The organism is Filimonas lacunae, from assembly GCF_002355595.1.
Taxonomy (GTDB): Bacteria; Bacteroidota; Bacteroidia; order Chitinophagales; family Chitinophagaceae; genus Filimonas; species Filimonas lacunae.
On record NZ_AP017422.1, the window covers coordinates 906,421 to 920,018 of the forward strand.

14 protein-coding genes are annotated in these 13,598 nt (G+C 43.9%); 7 read left to right on the top strand and 7 right to left on the bottom strand.

The genetic code is table 11. The features are described from left to right. Positions 1 to 17 precede the first annotated feature (17 nt). The 4 genes from FLA_RS03810 to FLA_RS03825 all read left to right on the top strand — a co-directional run bounded on the left by FLA_RS03810 (position 18) and on the right by FLA_RS03825 (position 4,523). A complete protein-coding gene (locus FLA_RS03810; protein WP_076381885.1) occupies positions 18 to 1,013 on the top strand; it encodes a PorP/SprF family type IX secretion system membrane protein in 996 nt (331 codons plus the stop codon). A gap of 31 nt (positions 1,014 to 1,044) precedes the next feature. Beyond that, the gene (locus FLA_RS32005; protein ID WP_076381884.1) at positions 1,045 to 2,820 is read left to right on the top strand and encodes an OmpA family protein; all 1,776 of its coding nucleotides are present in this window, start codon (positions 1,045 to 1,047) and stop codon (positions 2,818 to 2,820) included. 349 nt (positions 2,821 to 3,169) lie between these two features. Beyond that, on the top strand, positions 3,170 to 4,054 hold the full coding sequence (locus tag FLA_RS03820; RefSeq protein ID WP_096510705.1) for a helix-turn-helix domain-containing protein: 885 nt from the start codon (positions 3,170 to 3,172) through the stop codon (positions 4,052 to 4,054). Positions 4,055 to 4,064: 10 nt separating this feature from the next. Beyond that, positions 4,065 to 4,523, top strand: coding sequence for a DUF983 domain-containing protein (locus FLA_RS03825; protein WP_076381883.1), 459 nt, complete (start codon positions 4,065 to 4,067; stop codon positions 4,521 to 4,523). 14 nt (positions 4,524 to 4,537) lie between these two features. Here the strand turns inward: FLA_RS03825 and FLA_RS03830 are convergent, their stop codons facing one another. From FLA_RS03830 to FLA_RS03850, 5 genes are all read right to left on the bottom strand, one after another. Beyond that, positions 4,538 to 6,814, bottom strand: coding sequence for a cation:proton antiporter domain-containing protein (locus tag FLA_RS03830; protein WP_076381882.1), 2,277 nt, complete (start codon positions 6,812 to 6,814; stop codon positions 4,538 to 4,540). Between the two features lie 116 nt (positions 6,815 to 6,930). Further along, a complete protein-coding gene (locus FLA_RS03835) occupies positions 6,931 to 7,653 on the bottom strand; it encodes a LytR/AlgR family response regulator transcription factor (RefSeq protein ID WP_076381881.1) in 723 nt (240 codons plus the stop codon). Then, a complete protein-coding gene (locus FLA_RS03840) occupies positions 7,619 to 8,386 on the bottom strand; it encodes a sensor histidine kinase (RefSeq protein ID WP_200802572.1) in 768 nt (255 codons plus the stop codon). Before FLA_RS03840 ends, FLA_RS03835 begins: the two co-directional genes overlap by 35 nt. A gap of 71 nt (positions 8,387 to 8,457) precedes the next feature. Further along, the gene (locus FLA_RS03845; protein ID WP_076381880.1) at positions 8,458 to 8,742 is read right to left on the bottom strand and encodes a hypothetical protein; all 285 of its coding nucleotides are present in this window, start codon (positions 8,740 to 8,742) and stop codon (positions 8,458 to 8,460) included. 143 nt (positions 8,743 to 8,885) lie between these two features. Next, a complete protein-coding gene (locus FLA_RS03850; RefSeq protein WP_076381879.1) occupies positions 8,886 to 9,071 on the bottom strand; it encodes a hypothetical protein in 186 nt (61 codons plus the stop codon). Positions 9,072 to 9,161: 90 nt separating this feature from the next. Here FLA_RS03850 and FLA_RS03855 point away from each other — a divergent pair, with 90 nt between their 5' ends. Beyond that, positions 9,162 to 9,566, top strand: a complete 405-nt coding sequence (locus tag FLA_RS03855; protein WP_076381878.1) for a cupin domain-containing protein — start codon at positions 9,162 to 9,164, stop codon at positions 9,564 to 9,566. Here FLA_RS03855 and FLA_RS03860 read toward each other — a convergent pair. Further along, entirely contained in the window at positions 9,563 to 10,636 is a 1,074-nt protein-coding gene (locus FLA_RS03860; protein ID WP_076381877.1) for a class I fructose-bisphosphate aldolase, read from the bottom strand. The two genes, FLA_RS03855 and FLA_RS03860, sit on opposite strands and share 4 nt — an antisense overlap. 152 nt (positions 10,637 to 10,788) lie before the next feature. Here FLA_RS03860 and FLA_RS03865 point away from each other — a divergent pair, with 152 nt between their 5' ends. Further along, positions 10,789 to 11,844, top strand: a complete 1,056-nt coding sequence (locus tag FLA_RS03865; RefSeq protein ID WP_076381876.1) for a UDP-glucose--hexose-1-phosphate uridylyltransferase — start codon at positions 10,789 to 10,791, stop codon at positions 11,842 to 11,844. A gap of 55 nt (positions 11,845 to 11,899) precedes the next feature. Next, positions 11,900 to 12,421, top strand: coding sequence for an acyl-CoA thioesterase (locus tag FLA_RS03870; protein WP_076381875.1), 522 nt, complete (start codon positions 11,900 to 11,902; stop codon positions 12,419 to 12,421). Between the two features lie 234 nt (positions 12,422 to 12,655). Here FLA_RS03870 and FLA_RS03875 read toward each other — a convergent pair whose 3' ends face one another. Then, complete coding sequence (locus tag FLA_RS03875) at positions 12,656 to 13,540, bottom strand: lysophospholipid acyltransferase family protein (RefSeq protein WP_084206480.1); 885 nt, start codon at positions 13,538 to 13,540, stop codon at positions 12,656 to 12,658. Positions 13,541 to 13,598 lie beyond the last annotated feature (58 nt).

Sequence of the window (13,598 nt, forward strand, 5' to 3'; positions counted from 1 at the left end):
TGATAAAACTTACTGCCATGAAGTATATTATTTCTTATCTCTTTTTACTTGCCGGCTGCCTGCTTTTTCAGAAAGGGGCAGCCCAGGTAGATGCGCACTTTACTCAGTATTATGTATACCCCTCCTGGTTAAACCCGGCATTAACAGGCGTGTTTGATGGCGATTACCGTGTGTCGGGTATTTATCGTAGCCAGTGGGGCAATGTAAGCAGCCCGTTTACTACTACGGGTTTGTCGGGAGATATTAAAACCGGTAAAAACCTGAGCATAGGCTTGCAGGCATTGGTGCAGCGCGCAGGTAATGGTGGGTATCGTTATACAACCGGTGCAGCCAGTGTTAACTATACGGGTGTGCGGTTTGGTAAAAGCGGCTATCACCGTTTAAACCTGGCATTACAGGCTGGCTTTCTGAGTAAACGGTTTGATCCCGCTAAGTTTACTTTTGGCGAGCAATGGACGCCAGGGGGAATTGTGAATATAAATTCAGAGGTACTTACGCGTAACAGCGCTACCTCGTTTGATGCGGGGGCGGGTATGTTGTATTATGATGCAGAGCCGGGTAAAAAGGCGAATGTATATGCGGGTTTTTCTGTGGCTCATTTAACGCGTCCGGAAGACCGGTTTAGTGCATCGGGAAATGAAAAGCTACCTCTTCGCTATAACCTGCATGCGGGTGTGAAAATTGTTATGTCACCTGCTGTTACTTTAACTCCTAATGTGCTGTACCTGAAGCAGGGGAGCGCCAGCGAAAAAGCGATGGGTTTGTATGCACAAATGAAAGCTGCATTGGAAACAGATTTTCTGGTGGGTGTTAATTACCGCATAGAAGATGCTGTTTCGCCTTATGTAGGCTTTAATTATAAAAGCTTTGTGGTAGGCGCCAGCTATGATGTTAATATTTCCGACCTTGGTAAACTGGCTAAAGGGGCCAGCAGCTTTGAATTAACACTTACTTATACCGGAAGAAAAAAAGTAAGGACACCAGAAGCAGATTTTGTATGTCCGCGGTTGTAGGGCATGTTAAATAATCAAGCAAAACTATCGTATGAAAAGAATGTTATCAGGCGTGCTGGCTATTTGCATGTATGCAGCTACAGCGCAATATGCTGCCCGGTATGAAAAGGCAGCTGATGCTTATTTTGCACAGGGTGATTATTTTTCGGCTGCTCAGTATTATGAAAAATATATAACAGGTAATGAAAAAGGATTGGGCAATAGCTACGATCCCTATGCTATTCAGTCTTTGCAGCAAACGGCTGCTGTTTCTGCTGCTAAAAAGCAGGCAGTGTTTCGCCTGGCAGAGTGTTATCGTTTTTTGCATTACCCGGTTAAAGCAGAAAAATGGTATCTGTTTGTTGCAGAACATTATAAGGACGCTTATCCGCAGGCCCGTTTTTATTATGCAGTGAGTTTGCGTGAGTTGCAAAATGCTGCTGAAGCGGAGTATGCTTTCCGTTTGTTTTTAAAAGAGTATGCTTTGCCGGATGCTTATTCCACTGCTGCAGCACGCGAACTGGATAACCTGGCATTTGCCCAAAAGCAACTGTCAAAGGATATCAGTAATTATACTATTCGTCCATTACCTGCTTTGGGTGGTAGCGTTACTAATTATGCACCGGTGCTTATACAGGATACTTTATTATTTACTGCTGCAGTGTCTTTGCCTGATGCCAAAGCTAAGCATGTAAACCATGTTTTTTCTGCTGTGTATAAAGAAGGGGTTAGAGGTGAGGCTGTGCCGCTGGCTTTACCTGTAACAGGCGCTATGCACCAGGGGGCTGTAAGTGTTACGCCTGATGGTAACACGCTTTTTGTAACGCAGTGGACTGTTCGGGAAGGAAAGAAGCAGGCGGCTATTTACCGGAGCAAACGGGTGGCTACCGGTTGGGGTATGCCTGAGCCATTGGGTAAAGAAGTAAATGCAGTCGGCTACAATGCACAGCAGCCTTGTGTAACGGGGGATGGCAAATATCTGTTGTATGCCAGTGATAAAGCAGGCGGCACCGGTGGCTGGGACATATGGTATGCTTCACTGGATGTGCGTGGTAATATCTTAGCTACAGGCAATGCTGGAAATACCATTAATACCGCAGGAGATGAACAAGCGCCTTATTATCACCAGGCGTCGGGTACTTTGGTATTTGCCAGTAATGGAAAAACGGGTATGGGAGGATATGATCTATTTGCTGCTACAGGCAAACCTGGTGCATTTGCTGTTGCAGAAAATATGGGATATCCCATAAACTCTATAAGGGATGATATTTACTTTGCTGTTAAGCCAGGGACTGACAATGTATATGAAAATGTATTCATCAGTTCTGACAGGGCATCTGATTGTTGCCTGGATTTGTTTTATGTTACTAAAACTCCACCTCCAGTTGTTGCTGTGCATAAAGCGCCTGTAAAGGATTCTATTCCGGCTTCTGTAATCATTACACCGGAAGTGGTGGCTGTTAAAGAGGAAAGAAATATTATTCCGGATGTGTATTTTGCTGTTAACGAATGGAAGCCCTTAGAAACTTCCTACACTTCCTTAGATAAACTGGTGGCTTATTTAAAAGAACATGTTACGTTTTATGTTGAAATAGGAGGGCATACGGATTCTACAGGAAATGTGGCAACTAACAGGCTGTTATCGGAGAATAGAGCTAAAAGTGTGGTGGATTATCTCATTAGTAAGGGAATTGCAGCGGAAAGGTTAACTTATAAGGGATATGGTGCAAGTGTGCCTGTTGCCCCTAATTCAAAACGGGATGGTAGCGATAACCCGGAAGGAAGGACGCGTAACCGCAGAACAGAATATACTATTTGGAAAAGATAAATGCGGTAGAACAGGTAAATTGTGAAAGGTGGGAAATAAAAAACGGGCCGGTTCAGCTTCCGGCCCGCTACAGTTCACAGTTTTCTTTCGGATTAAAAACGGACATATACTAATAGGCAACACGCGTGCCAATTCTTTATTGTTTTGATAATCATTGTTTTGTGGAAGTGGTTTTTATAGATTTTCCTAATTTGGGATAGTTTATTCCAAAAAATGGAAAATAGAAGAAAGTAGTGGTAAAAAATTAAGGTAATTTACCGCAATCAGTAAAAAGTACCATAATTGCCCTGTAAAACACAGCGCCTTCCCGGGCTAGGGTGTTTACCTTTGTATAGTTAAAGCAAAGGATGTGGCAAAGATAGAATATCCAACATACGGCATAGGTAACCTGGTTGCAGAGAAGTCGAAAGACGATTTGTGGGTAGCTGACCGTTTTAAGGCTTATTTGTCAAATAATCCTCATTTACAAGTTGTTCATGGTCATAGCTATTATCACCTTTTATACTTTACTGAGGGTAGTGGTGAGCATGTAATTGATTTTACCCATTATCCGGTTAAAAAGGGCTCTGTTTATTTTATGAAACCGGGTCAGGTGCATCGTTGGTTTTTTGGGGATGCGCCGGATGGCTATGTGATTAATTTTTCGGATGGTTTTCTGGAACAGGCCTTTGTAAGATCACAGATATTGGAGTTGTTCCCATTTTGGGAACCGATGGTTGGCCCCCAGGTAGTAGAAGTGCCGGAGACGATGCAGCCGGCCGTAGAAAACCTGTTTGAAACCATATTGACAGAACAGGTAGCGAAAAAACAGATGAGCCGGGAAATGATGACGGCTTTGCTGATCCAGTTGTTTGTTACCATAAAGCGAACTATGCCCGAGGCAGATGCAGCTTTGCCGGTTAACTACAACGCCACCATCCTGCGCAATTTTCAGCAATTGATTGAAAGGCATTTTGCCCATATAAAGCTGCCCAAAGATTATGCGGCCATGTTATACATTACGCCTAATCATTTGAACGCGTTGTGTAAAGATGCAACAGGCATTTCGGCGGGTGAGCTGATACGAAAGCGTATTATACTGGAGGCAAAGCGTTTGCTGGTGAACCTGGAGCTGAGCATCAATGAAATTGGCGACAGGCTTAATTTCCAGGACAGCAGTTATTTTATCAAGTTTTTTAAAAAGGATACAGGTATTACGCCTGAAACTTTTCGCAAACAATTTCAACACGCATAAATATTTTGTTATGAGCAATCATGAAACAGCCAAACCGAATGTGTTGGTGAGTGTATGCCATACCCGTTGTCCACGTTGCCGCAGAGGTAATATGTTTACCGATGCTAACCCTTATCATCTGAAACATACGCTGGAGATGAATGAAAGCTGCCCGGTGTGCGGACAGCAATTTGATATAGAAGTTGGCTTTTATTATGGAACCAGTTATGTAAGCTATGCTTTTGCAGTAGCGTTAAGTGTGGCCACTTTTATAGCATGGTGGGTTTTGTTTGGTTTTTCATTATATGATAACCGCATTTTCTGGTGGCTGGGTGTTAATTCAGTGTTGCTGTTGATTATACAGCCTGTGTTTATGCGGTTGGCGCGAACTGTGTGGCTTAGCTTTTTTGTGGGATATGACAAGGATTGGAACGTGAAGCCCGCCAAAGCACCGGAACGTACCAATGATCAAATGAAAAATGCCTGGTAAAACCAGGCATTTTTTTAAGGTTTAATAATCAGTACAGCCGGTGTGTGCGATAGCCACGTGGGTTCTGCTTCCAGTGTTTTACGCCAGCTGTCCATGCTTATCAGCATCAGGTCTTGTTGATCCAGGAACATGGGCTCAATGTTTCTTTCACTATACAAGGCAATATGATTAGGTGCTATTTGTTCTATAGAGCGTATGGTTTCTTTTAGTTCAGGGTTTTGTTTAATAACGCCCATTACATCCAGCACTACTACGCGTGCTTCGCTGTTGTGTATCAGCTTTTGCGCATAAATAAGCAGGAAGCTGTCGCTGATAGACAAAATGGGAATAAAGATGTTTTCCAGCTTTTCTGTATTCCTGTCTATATAAATGCCTACCGGTACTTTAGATGCCCGGGTTATTTGTTTGATATGTTCATAGAAAACCGTGTTGTCAAACAGTTTTTCTTTACCGGTAATAGTATCGTATAATCTTTCCGGGTTAATGATCTTGTTGGTGAAGCCTAATATTTTACCTAGCAGGGTGCCTTCGAATACGGAGGAACCTACGCCAATCAGCAACAGGTCAAAGTGTCCTTCATTGGCAGTGTGTATAATCTCCTCTGTAATGTCCAGTGTTGGTTTAAACAGGGGAGTGATAGGCAGGCTCAATTTTTGGGCCTCTTCCTGTATCGGTTGAAAGCTTTCTCTTTCATACTCTTCCTGGTTATACTGGTTTAACTCACTGCTGGGTGAAAGGTGCAGGGCTGTAACATGTGCATTGGTGGTGGCTTTTTTTACAAAGTTGTTGGCCAGCTGTAATAAGGATACCCCTTTTTTAGCGCTGCCAAAGGAAACGAGGATGTTATACCGTATTTCTTTTTCCAGTAAATCGCTGGCATCGGGGTGGCTGCGTTCCGGCATAAAGCGGTTAATCAGGTCCAGAATGGGGCCGGTCATAAAAGTGGTAGCCAGGGCCATCAGCACCATCATGGCAAACACTTCGGGCTTCAATACTCCTAAATCGTAGCCAATGTTCAGTACAATCAATTCCATTAACCCGCGGGTATTCATCAGGGCGCCTATAGAAAGGCTTTCTCGCCAGCTTTGTCCTACAAATCTTGCGGCCAGTGCGCTGCCTACAAACTTGCCGGTTACCGCTACGGCTATAATAACGCCGCATACCTGCCACATATGAACATCGTTTAATAAACCTATTTGTGTTCTTAAACCGGTAAATACAAAAAACAGGGGCAGTAGTAACACCAGGGCCACATCTTCTACCTTTTCAATAAAAATATTGCGGAAGCTAATGTTGGCAGGCATAATAACCCCCGCCATAAAAGCACCAAACAGGGCATGAATGCCTATTACCTCAGTAGTAAAAGAAGAGAGCAGTAATGTGATAAAGAATACAGCTACCACCGGCTTGCTTAACGCTTCTTTATTAGAGTATTTATCGCCTATTCTTTTTAAAAACGGCTGAATCAGTTTTATCATCACCAGCACATAGGCAATAGCCATAAGAATGGTAAACAACGAGCTGGTTACAGATCCTGCTTTTACAATGGCTATTACCACCGCCAGTATGCACCAGGCTGTAATGTCATCTGCTGCTGCACAGGTAATAACAATGGTGCCCAGTTTGGTTTTAGAAAGGCCACGTTCCTGTACTATGCGTGCCAGTACCGGAAAGGCGGTAATACTCATAGATATACCTGTGAACAGTGCAAAAGACAGGAAGTTGATATTGCCGGGGGCAAACTGGCGATATAGAAAATAGGATAATGCAATGCCCAGCGTAAAAGGAAAGATGATGCTGGCATGACTTACCACTACGGCGTCTTTCGCTTTGTTTTTCAACACCTTTAAGTCCAGCTCCATCCCAATTACAAACATGAATAGTATTAAGCCTATCTGGCTTAAAAAACTCAGGTTGCTGAGTGAGTTGACCGGAAATAAAAATCCGGAAACTTCGGGCATCCATTTAGCAAGGAAAGAGGGGCCAAGGAAAATGCCTGCTGCTATTTCGCCAATGACAGTGGGTTGTTTTATTTTTTTACATAAGAAACCAAAAGCGCGTGCTACCAGTATAATAGTGATAATCTGTAGTAAGAGAATAGCCAGCGGATGTGTGAGGTTGTGTATGTAGGTGTCTTTAAACTGCTGCCAGGTAGAGGCTTCCAGTTGCGGTATAAAATTCGTTACTTTTTCGCTTTCCAATACACGGCCCTTCTGTAGAAAGTAGTATATAAGCCCTGAAAATCCAGCAATAGTAATCACATAGAAAAGTAGGTTCCTGTATTTTTTCATGCGCTGTTGTTAAGTGTGCGCAAACTTATTCTATTACCGCAAGCTGGCCGGTGGGTATGTAATCAGGCAGCGGTTTTATGTAATAAAACGGTAGAATTATGTTCCGTAACTGAGCTTTACCGTGCGTGGGTATGTTGCAAAAAGCCAGTACGGTATATTTCGCCCAGCACCAGTTGCAGGGGCTTGCCCTCGGGGCCGGGAATATTGGTGGTGATTTCGTCGTGCGAAAAAAAGCCAACGGCCTTTACTGCCAGAATTTCTTTTTTATTAATGCGGCAAAACTGATCGGGAGGCAGCAATTGCAGTAACTGTGTAAAGGATATGTTTTTTAACAGGATGGTTTGGCCATTGTCCAGTAAGGCTAGTTTATCCCGTTTATCCATGTCGGAGGTGGTGATAAGAAGCAGTTGGTTAAAATAAAGCAAGGCCTTGCCCTGGCTGGTGTTCAGTTGCACAAATTGTGATGGGGCCAACTGTGGCTGCAGTTTGTCGGCTGCTTTTTGCAAGGCCTTTTCCAGCCGTTCTTTTTGTATGGGCTTGCGTATATAGTCAATAGCATCCAGGTCAAAAGCTTCAGCTGCGTATTCTTTATACGCAGTGGTGAAAATTACCGGTTTGTTATGTAGTAGCTGAGCTATTTCCAGGCCATTGAATCCCGGCATTTCTATGTCTAATATGCACACATCAAAATCCAGCTCTTTACTCTCTTCCAGCAGCTTCATGGGGTCGTTAAAAGCCTTTACCACTTCCACGCCCGGAATCTGCTGGCAAAGCATGCGCAGGTAGGTGAGACCGGGCAGCTCATCATCCAGTAGCAAGCATTTTATTCTTGTGTTCAAGCAGATTTATTTTTAAGTGAGCAATATATACATCCCCCTCGGCAAACTGGTCCAGCTCGTAATGTTGCTGGTATATTACCGACAGGCGTTTTTGCAGGCTGTCTTTACCAAAACCGCCTTTTTGCTTTTTTAATGGCGATTTGCTGCTTATTTTGTTGGATACGGTTAAGGTGAATACCGGACCTTTCAGCTCAAATACAATGGCTATAAATGCGTTTTCACTTTGTAAATCGGCGTGTTTAAACGCATTTTCTATCAGGTCAATGGTAATAAGCGGTGCTATCAGCTTTTGATCTAGCAGGGTGTTGCTTTCATCTGTTTTGTTTTTGATGCGCAAATCGAACAGGGGACTTACTTTAATGCGGTTGATTTCGATAAGGCTTAGCGCAAACTCTATTTCTTCTCTTAACGATACATATTGCCGGTCGCTTTCGTAGAGGATGTAATCCAGCACGTTCGACAGCTTATCCAGGGCATAATAGGTTTGATAGGCGTGGCTTTGAATAGAGTTGAGTATGTTTTTAAACAGGTGTGGGTTGAGCTTGTAATTGATAGATTCCAGCTGTAAGGAATGTACTTTCAATTCCAGCTCTTTATACTTTTCGGCGTATTGACGATTATGGTGCTGCGCCTTACGTAGCCGCACATATAGGAGGATAATAGCGCACAACGCCAGCAGCAATAATGCAGATACTATTGCTGTGGAGGTATTGTATGATATGGTCAATTGCAACAAATACAATTACTGCATCTTTAGGCCGGGTAAGGAGTAAAGATAGAAAAGTAAAAGTATTTGCCTCCCGTTTAGCGCAACAGGTTAATGATAATGAGGGTGATGGCCATGGTAGAAAAGCCTATAATAACCAGGTTGATAGAGGTGCGCTGGTTATTGTAATTATGGTTTTTCTGCTTTTCGCCATATTTTATCTGGTACAGCATATTGGCTTTTTTAAACAGGGCTATGGCCAGTGCTATACAGGTAAAGCTCAATGATAATCGGGAAGAAACGGGAACTTTTAAACTGCTGGTTAATGGCGCTATTACAAGTAATGCTATGCCTATGAAACGATAAAACGTCCATTTGTACATAAACAGTGGTTTTTTAAAGGCAAATCGTTAGTAAGAATGTATACAGAAACAATATAAGATATTTTATTTTGTAAAAGAAAGGGTATTCTGTATTTTTTACAGAACACCCTTGTTTATCTGGCTATCTATTCAATAGCCGGTTTTTAATTGCCACTATTGTCGCCCATTTTTTCGGCTTTTGTGTGCTTTTTGTTGTGGGTGACATCGCCTCCTTTAAAATCCTGCTCTTCATTTTTACGGCTGTCCATGTCGTCTTTGTTTTCGGGACGGGTGTGTTTACCCCTTACCGGAACGGCTTTGGAGCCTTGTTTCATGGTTGCGTTCTTCATAACATACATTTTAAATAAGGGGATAAAAAACCATGCCTTTACTGGTAGGCTTATTGCTATAACAGAGGGTGAACAATAACCTGTTAAGCTATGAGTAATAAAAGCAACAATGCCACATTTAATCGTCCGCAGGGCAGCAGGCCTATCGATGCTCCTGTTCTGGTAACCCATATTGAAGAAAGTGTGCAGCTGCTGGAATCGGAAGAGGCCTGGCAAAAGAACAACCGGAATGCAGTAACCCTGTTTAAAACGGAGGGTTTTAGTACGGTGCTGGTGGCCTTGCATAAGGGGGCGGATATTACAGATAATGTTACAGAGGGGATATTATCCATCCAGGTGTTAAGCGGAAGTGTAGAAGTACAGCTGGAGGATAAAAAAGTAATAGCCGGTAAGGGCGAGCTGGTGTTTATGCACAGGTTGCAGCAGCATGTAATAAAAGCGCTGGAAGACTGCCGTTTGCTGGCCGCCCTTACCGGTGAAAAGAATATTTACTAAGCAATGGTTACCTGCTTTTCGAGGTATACATCCTGTATGGCCTGTAATAATTGAATGCCTTCTGCAAAGGGGCGCTGAAAGGCTTTGCGGCCTGAAATAAGCCCGGTGCCTCCGGCCCGTTTGTTAATCACAGCGGTTAATACCGCTTCTTTCAGGTCGCTGGCACCTGCCGAGGCGCCGCCGGAATTAATTAAGCCGGCGCGGCCCATGTAACAGTTGGCCACCTGGTAACGGCACAGGTCTATCGGGTTGTCCGAAGCAAGCTGTGTGTACATGCGTTCATCCAGCTTGCCATAGCTGCTGGCGCCCATGTTCAGGGCTTTAAAGCCCCCGTTGTTTTCGGGCAGTTTCTGTTTAATAATATCTGCCTGTATGGTAACGCCCAGGTGGTTTGCCTGGCCGGTTAAATCGGCCGAAACATGGTAATCGATACCCTCTTTTTTAAAGGCATTATTGCGCAGATAACACCACAAAATAGTACCCAGGCCCAGTGAATGGGCTTCTTCAAAAGCACGTGCCACTTCTATAATCTGCCTGTCGGCCTCGGGCGATCCAAAATAAATAGTGGCTCCTACAGCTGTCGCTCCCAGGTTCCAGGCATCTTTTACCGAGCCGAACATAATCTGGTCGTATTTATTGGGATAGGTGAGCAGCTCATTGTGGTTCAGCTTTACAATGAGGGGAATTTTATGCGCGTATTTGCGCGATACAAAGGCCAATGTGCCAAAGGTCGTAGCTACGGCATTGCAGCCGCCTTCTATGGCCAGTTTAACAATGTTTTCGGGATCGAAATACATAGGATTAGGTGCAAAGGAAGCGCCTGCACTGTGTTCTATACCCTGGTCTACCGGTAAAATAGATACATAGCCTGTACCAGCCAGCCGGCCGCTGTTGTAAATAGACGCCAGGCTTTTTAGAGTAGGGATGTTGCGGCTGGATATGCCAAAAACTGAATCCAGGAAGTTGGGAGCCGGCAGGTGCAATTTCTCTTTGGGAATAGTTGTGCAGGTGTGTTGTAGCAGGGTGGCATGTTGCTGTCCCAGCAGGGTTTCTATTTCTGTAAACGTCATAAAAGTGATTTTGTGGTGATAACAATAGGGAAGTATCTGTTGCCGCAATTATTTTGCCCTTTTTTTATTAAGGCCGATAAGATATTTTTGCCCGGCTTTTCAGGCCTGCCACATGAAGTCTAATTATCCCTTTGCAACAACATTATTTTATTATGCAGCAGACATTTGATTTTACTGAGCATCCCCATACCAGACAAAATATTCTTACCGGGGATTGGGTTTTAGTATCTCCGCACCGAACCAAAAGGCCCTGGCAAGGTAAAGTGGAAACTTTACCGGCAGATGACCGCCCGGCTTACGACCCTACCTGTTACCTGTGTGCAGGCAATAAAAGAGCCGATGGCAGTGTAAACCCACAGTACACCGATTCTTTTGTGTTTACCAACGACTACTCCGCCTTACTGGCCGATACCCCGGAGGGTAGCCTGAACAAAGGTGGTTTATTACAAGCCCGCAGTGAAAGTGGCATTTGCCGTGTGATCAGCTTTTCGCCAGATCACAGTCTTACGTTGCCACAATTGTCTGTGCCTGCTATTACCAAAGTGGTTGATTTATGGGCACAGGAGTTTCAGCAACTGTCTGACAATCCTCATATCAAGTACATCCAGATTTTTGAAAATAAAGGGGAAATCATGGGTTGCAGCAACCCGCATCCACACGGCCAGATTTGGTCGCAGGGTTCGTTACCCCTTGAAATAGTGAAGGAAACCGCACGTCAGAAAGCGTATTTTGAGGAGAATGGCCGCAGTTTATTAAGCGACTATATTGCGCTGGAACTGCAGGAGAAAGAGCGTATTGTGGTAGAGAATGAGCATTTTGTGGCACTGGTGCCTTTTTGGGCAGTATGGCCTTACGAAACCATGATTGTAAGTAAAAGGCATGTACAAACCGTTGTGCAGTTTACAGCAGAAGAAAGAACAGCGCTGGCAGATATTCTGAAGAGATTAACTGCCAAGTACGACAACCTGTTTGAAATTTCTTTCCCTTACTCAGCCGGTATGCACCAGGCACCTGTAAACGATGGTGCGCATGACGAGTGGCATTGGCATATGCACTTTTATCCGCCATTACTGCGTTCTGCTACTGTGAAGAAATTTATGGTAGGATATGAAATGCTGGCCAATCCGCAGCGTGATGTAACGCCGGAGTGGGCTGCTGAAAGGTTGAGGAGCTTAAGCGAAGTACATTACAAAGAACAAAAGAAATAAGTACAGTAATTGATAGAATTACTATGTACGTTTGTTGATAAACAATTGAATACCCATGCAAGCAAAAACAGCCAGTGAGAGTTTTACAATTATGAACGAGCTGGTACTGCCCAATGATACCAATGTATTTGGTAACCTGATGGGCGGGCGTTTAATGTACTGGATGGATATAGCTGCGGCCATTGCATCCGGAAAACATTGCAATGCCCCCTGTATGACCGCCAGTGTTGACAACCTTAGTTTTAAAACGCCTATTAAACTGGGCAATACGGTGCATATTGAAGCCAAAGTAACCCGGGCTTTTAATACCTCTATGGAAATTCACCTCAAAGTATGGGGTGAAGATCATTTGCATCAGTATAGTTATGAAAGCAATGAAGCTTATTATACGTTTGTGGCATTAGATCCTAACAGCAATCCCCGTAAGGTGCCTGGTGTAATAGCCGAAACGGAAGAGGAAAAGGCGCTGTATGAAGGAGCTTTGCGCCGCAGGCAACTGCGCCTGGTGCTGGCTGGCAAAATGAAGCCGGAAGATGCTACAGAGCTGAGGGCTTTCTTTGCTATCGATAGCAAGTAAAATTTAGTAATGATCGTAAGCAGGAGAGTGCTTACTGAAAATAGAAAGGACGTTTCCGGAATGGGGAACGTCCTTTTTTTATACTTGATGACCTCTGTAACAGGCTGGTAATTGGCTTCGCCTTGTGCTTTTGCCGGGGGATCTGCTACTGTACGGTGTACGACAACAAAAAAGGTCGCCTTTACAGGAAAGACGACCTTTTTCATTATGATGTAACCTGTAGCAGGTTTGTTGTTATGATTCCTGTGCTGATGCAGCAGGTGGTTCTGTAGCTACTGTTTCGGCAGGTACGGCTTCCGCTTCAGCTGCTTGTGCAGCAGCAGCGGCGAGTTCCTGTTGTTGTTTCAGTTTGTTCATGTGGTGTTTGCCCTTCAACATAAATTCTTTGCTCTGTTCAATGGCATGCATTACCTGGTCCAGAATTTCTTCAACAGAGTTATCGTAATTAATTTCCATCGGGGCTTTAAAGCGGATGCTTAACAAAGAGCCTTTTTTCTTAAATACGAGACCTTTTTTAGTGAAAGCACGCCAGAAACCATTAATTACTACCGGAATTACTACCGGTCGGTTGTTTTTGATGATATGGGCAGTGCCTTTACGGCCTGGTGCAAAGGGTTTGGTGGTGCCTTGCGGGAAGGTTATAATCCAGCTGGTTTTTAAAGCACGCTGAATTTTACGGGTATCGCTTGGGTCTAAACCGGTTCTTACCTCTGTGCCGCTTCTGCGCCAGGTACGTTTTACGGTTAATGCGCCAGCCAGTTTAAAAAAGCGGCTGATAAAGCTACCATTCATGGTTTCTTCGGCAGCTACATAATATACACTGGTAAACGGACTTAACAGGTAGTAGGGAAGGCCCAGCCTGTTGCGTTTACGCCATTTTACTGCGCAGAAAATATGCAAAAAGGTAATAACGTCTGCAAAGTAAGTCTGGTGGTTACTTACAAATAATACGTTATTCCGTGGCAGCTTTTCAATATGTTCTGTCCCCTCTATCTTAATACGGTTCACCCATACAAGACCCGGATAAGATACTGCGCCCACAATCGCATATACAACTGATCTTACCAATCGTATATGCTTCAATCTCTCAGTAAGAGGTTTATTCGTTCGTCGTCTCATTCAAAAATTACTGTTTAGCTGACAAGCGCGTGCAAAATACGCATTGTCAAATAATTGT

Bases quoted from the DNA above. Each gene is read 5' to 3' on its own strand.
- FLA_RS03810 (WP_076381885.1), top strand. From the start codon at position 18: ATGAAGTATATTATTTCTTATCTCTTTTTACTTGCCGGCTGCCTGCTT.
- FLA_RS32005 (WP_076381884.1), top strand. From the start codon at position 1,045: ATGAAAAGAATGTTATCAGGCGTGCTGGCTATTTGCATGTATGCAGCT.
- FLA_RS03825 (WP_076381883.1), top strand. From the start codon at position 4,065: ATGAGCAATCATGAAACAGCCAAACCGAATGTGTTGGTGAGTGTATGC.
- FLA_RS03830 (WP_076381882.1), bottom strand. From the start codon at position 6,814: ATGAAAAAATACAGGAACCTACTTTTCTATGTGATTACTATTGCTGGA.
- FLA_RS03845 (WP_076381880.1), bottom strand. From the start codon at position 8,742: ATGTACAAATGGACGTTTTATCGTTTCATAGGCATAGCATTACTTGTA.
- FLA_RS03850 (WP_076381879.1), bottom strand. From the start codon at position 9,071: ATGAAGAACGCAACCATGAAACAAGGCTCCAAAGCCGTTCCGGTAAGG.
- FLA_RS03855 (WP_076381878.1), top strand. From the start codon at position 9,162: ATGAGTAATAAAAGCAACAATGCCACATTTAATCGTCCGCAGGGCAGC.
- FLA_RS03860 (WP_076381877.1), bottom strand. From the start codon at position 10,636: ATGACGTTTACAGAAATAGAAACCCTGCTGGGACAGCAACATGCCACC.
- FLA_RS03865 (WP_076381876.1), top strand. From the start codon at position 10,789: ATGCAGCAGACATTTGATTTTACTGAGCATCCCCATACCAGACAAAAT.
- FLA_RS03870 (WP_076381875.1), top strand. From the start codon at position 11,900: ATGCAAGCAAAAACAGCCAGTGAGAGTTTTACAATTATGAACGAGCTG.
- FLA_RS03875 (WP_084206480.1), bottom strand. From the start codon at position 13,540: ATGAGACGACGAACGAATAAACCTCTTACTGAGAGATTGAAGCATATA.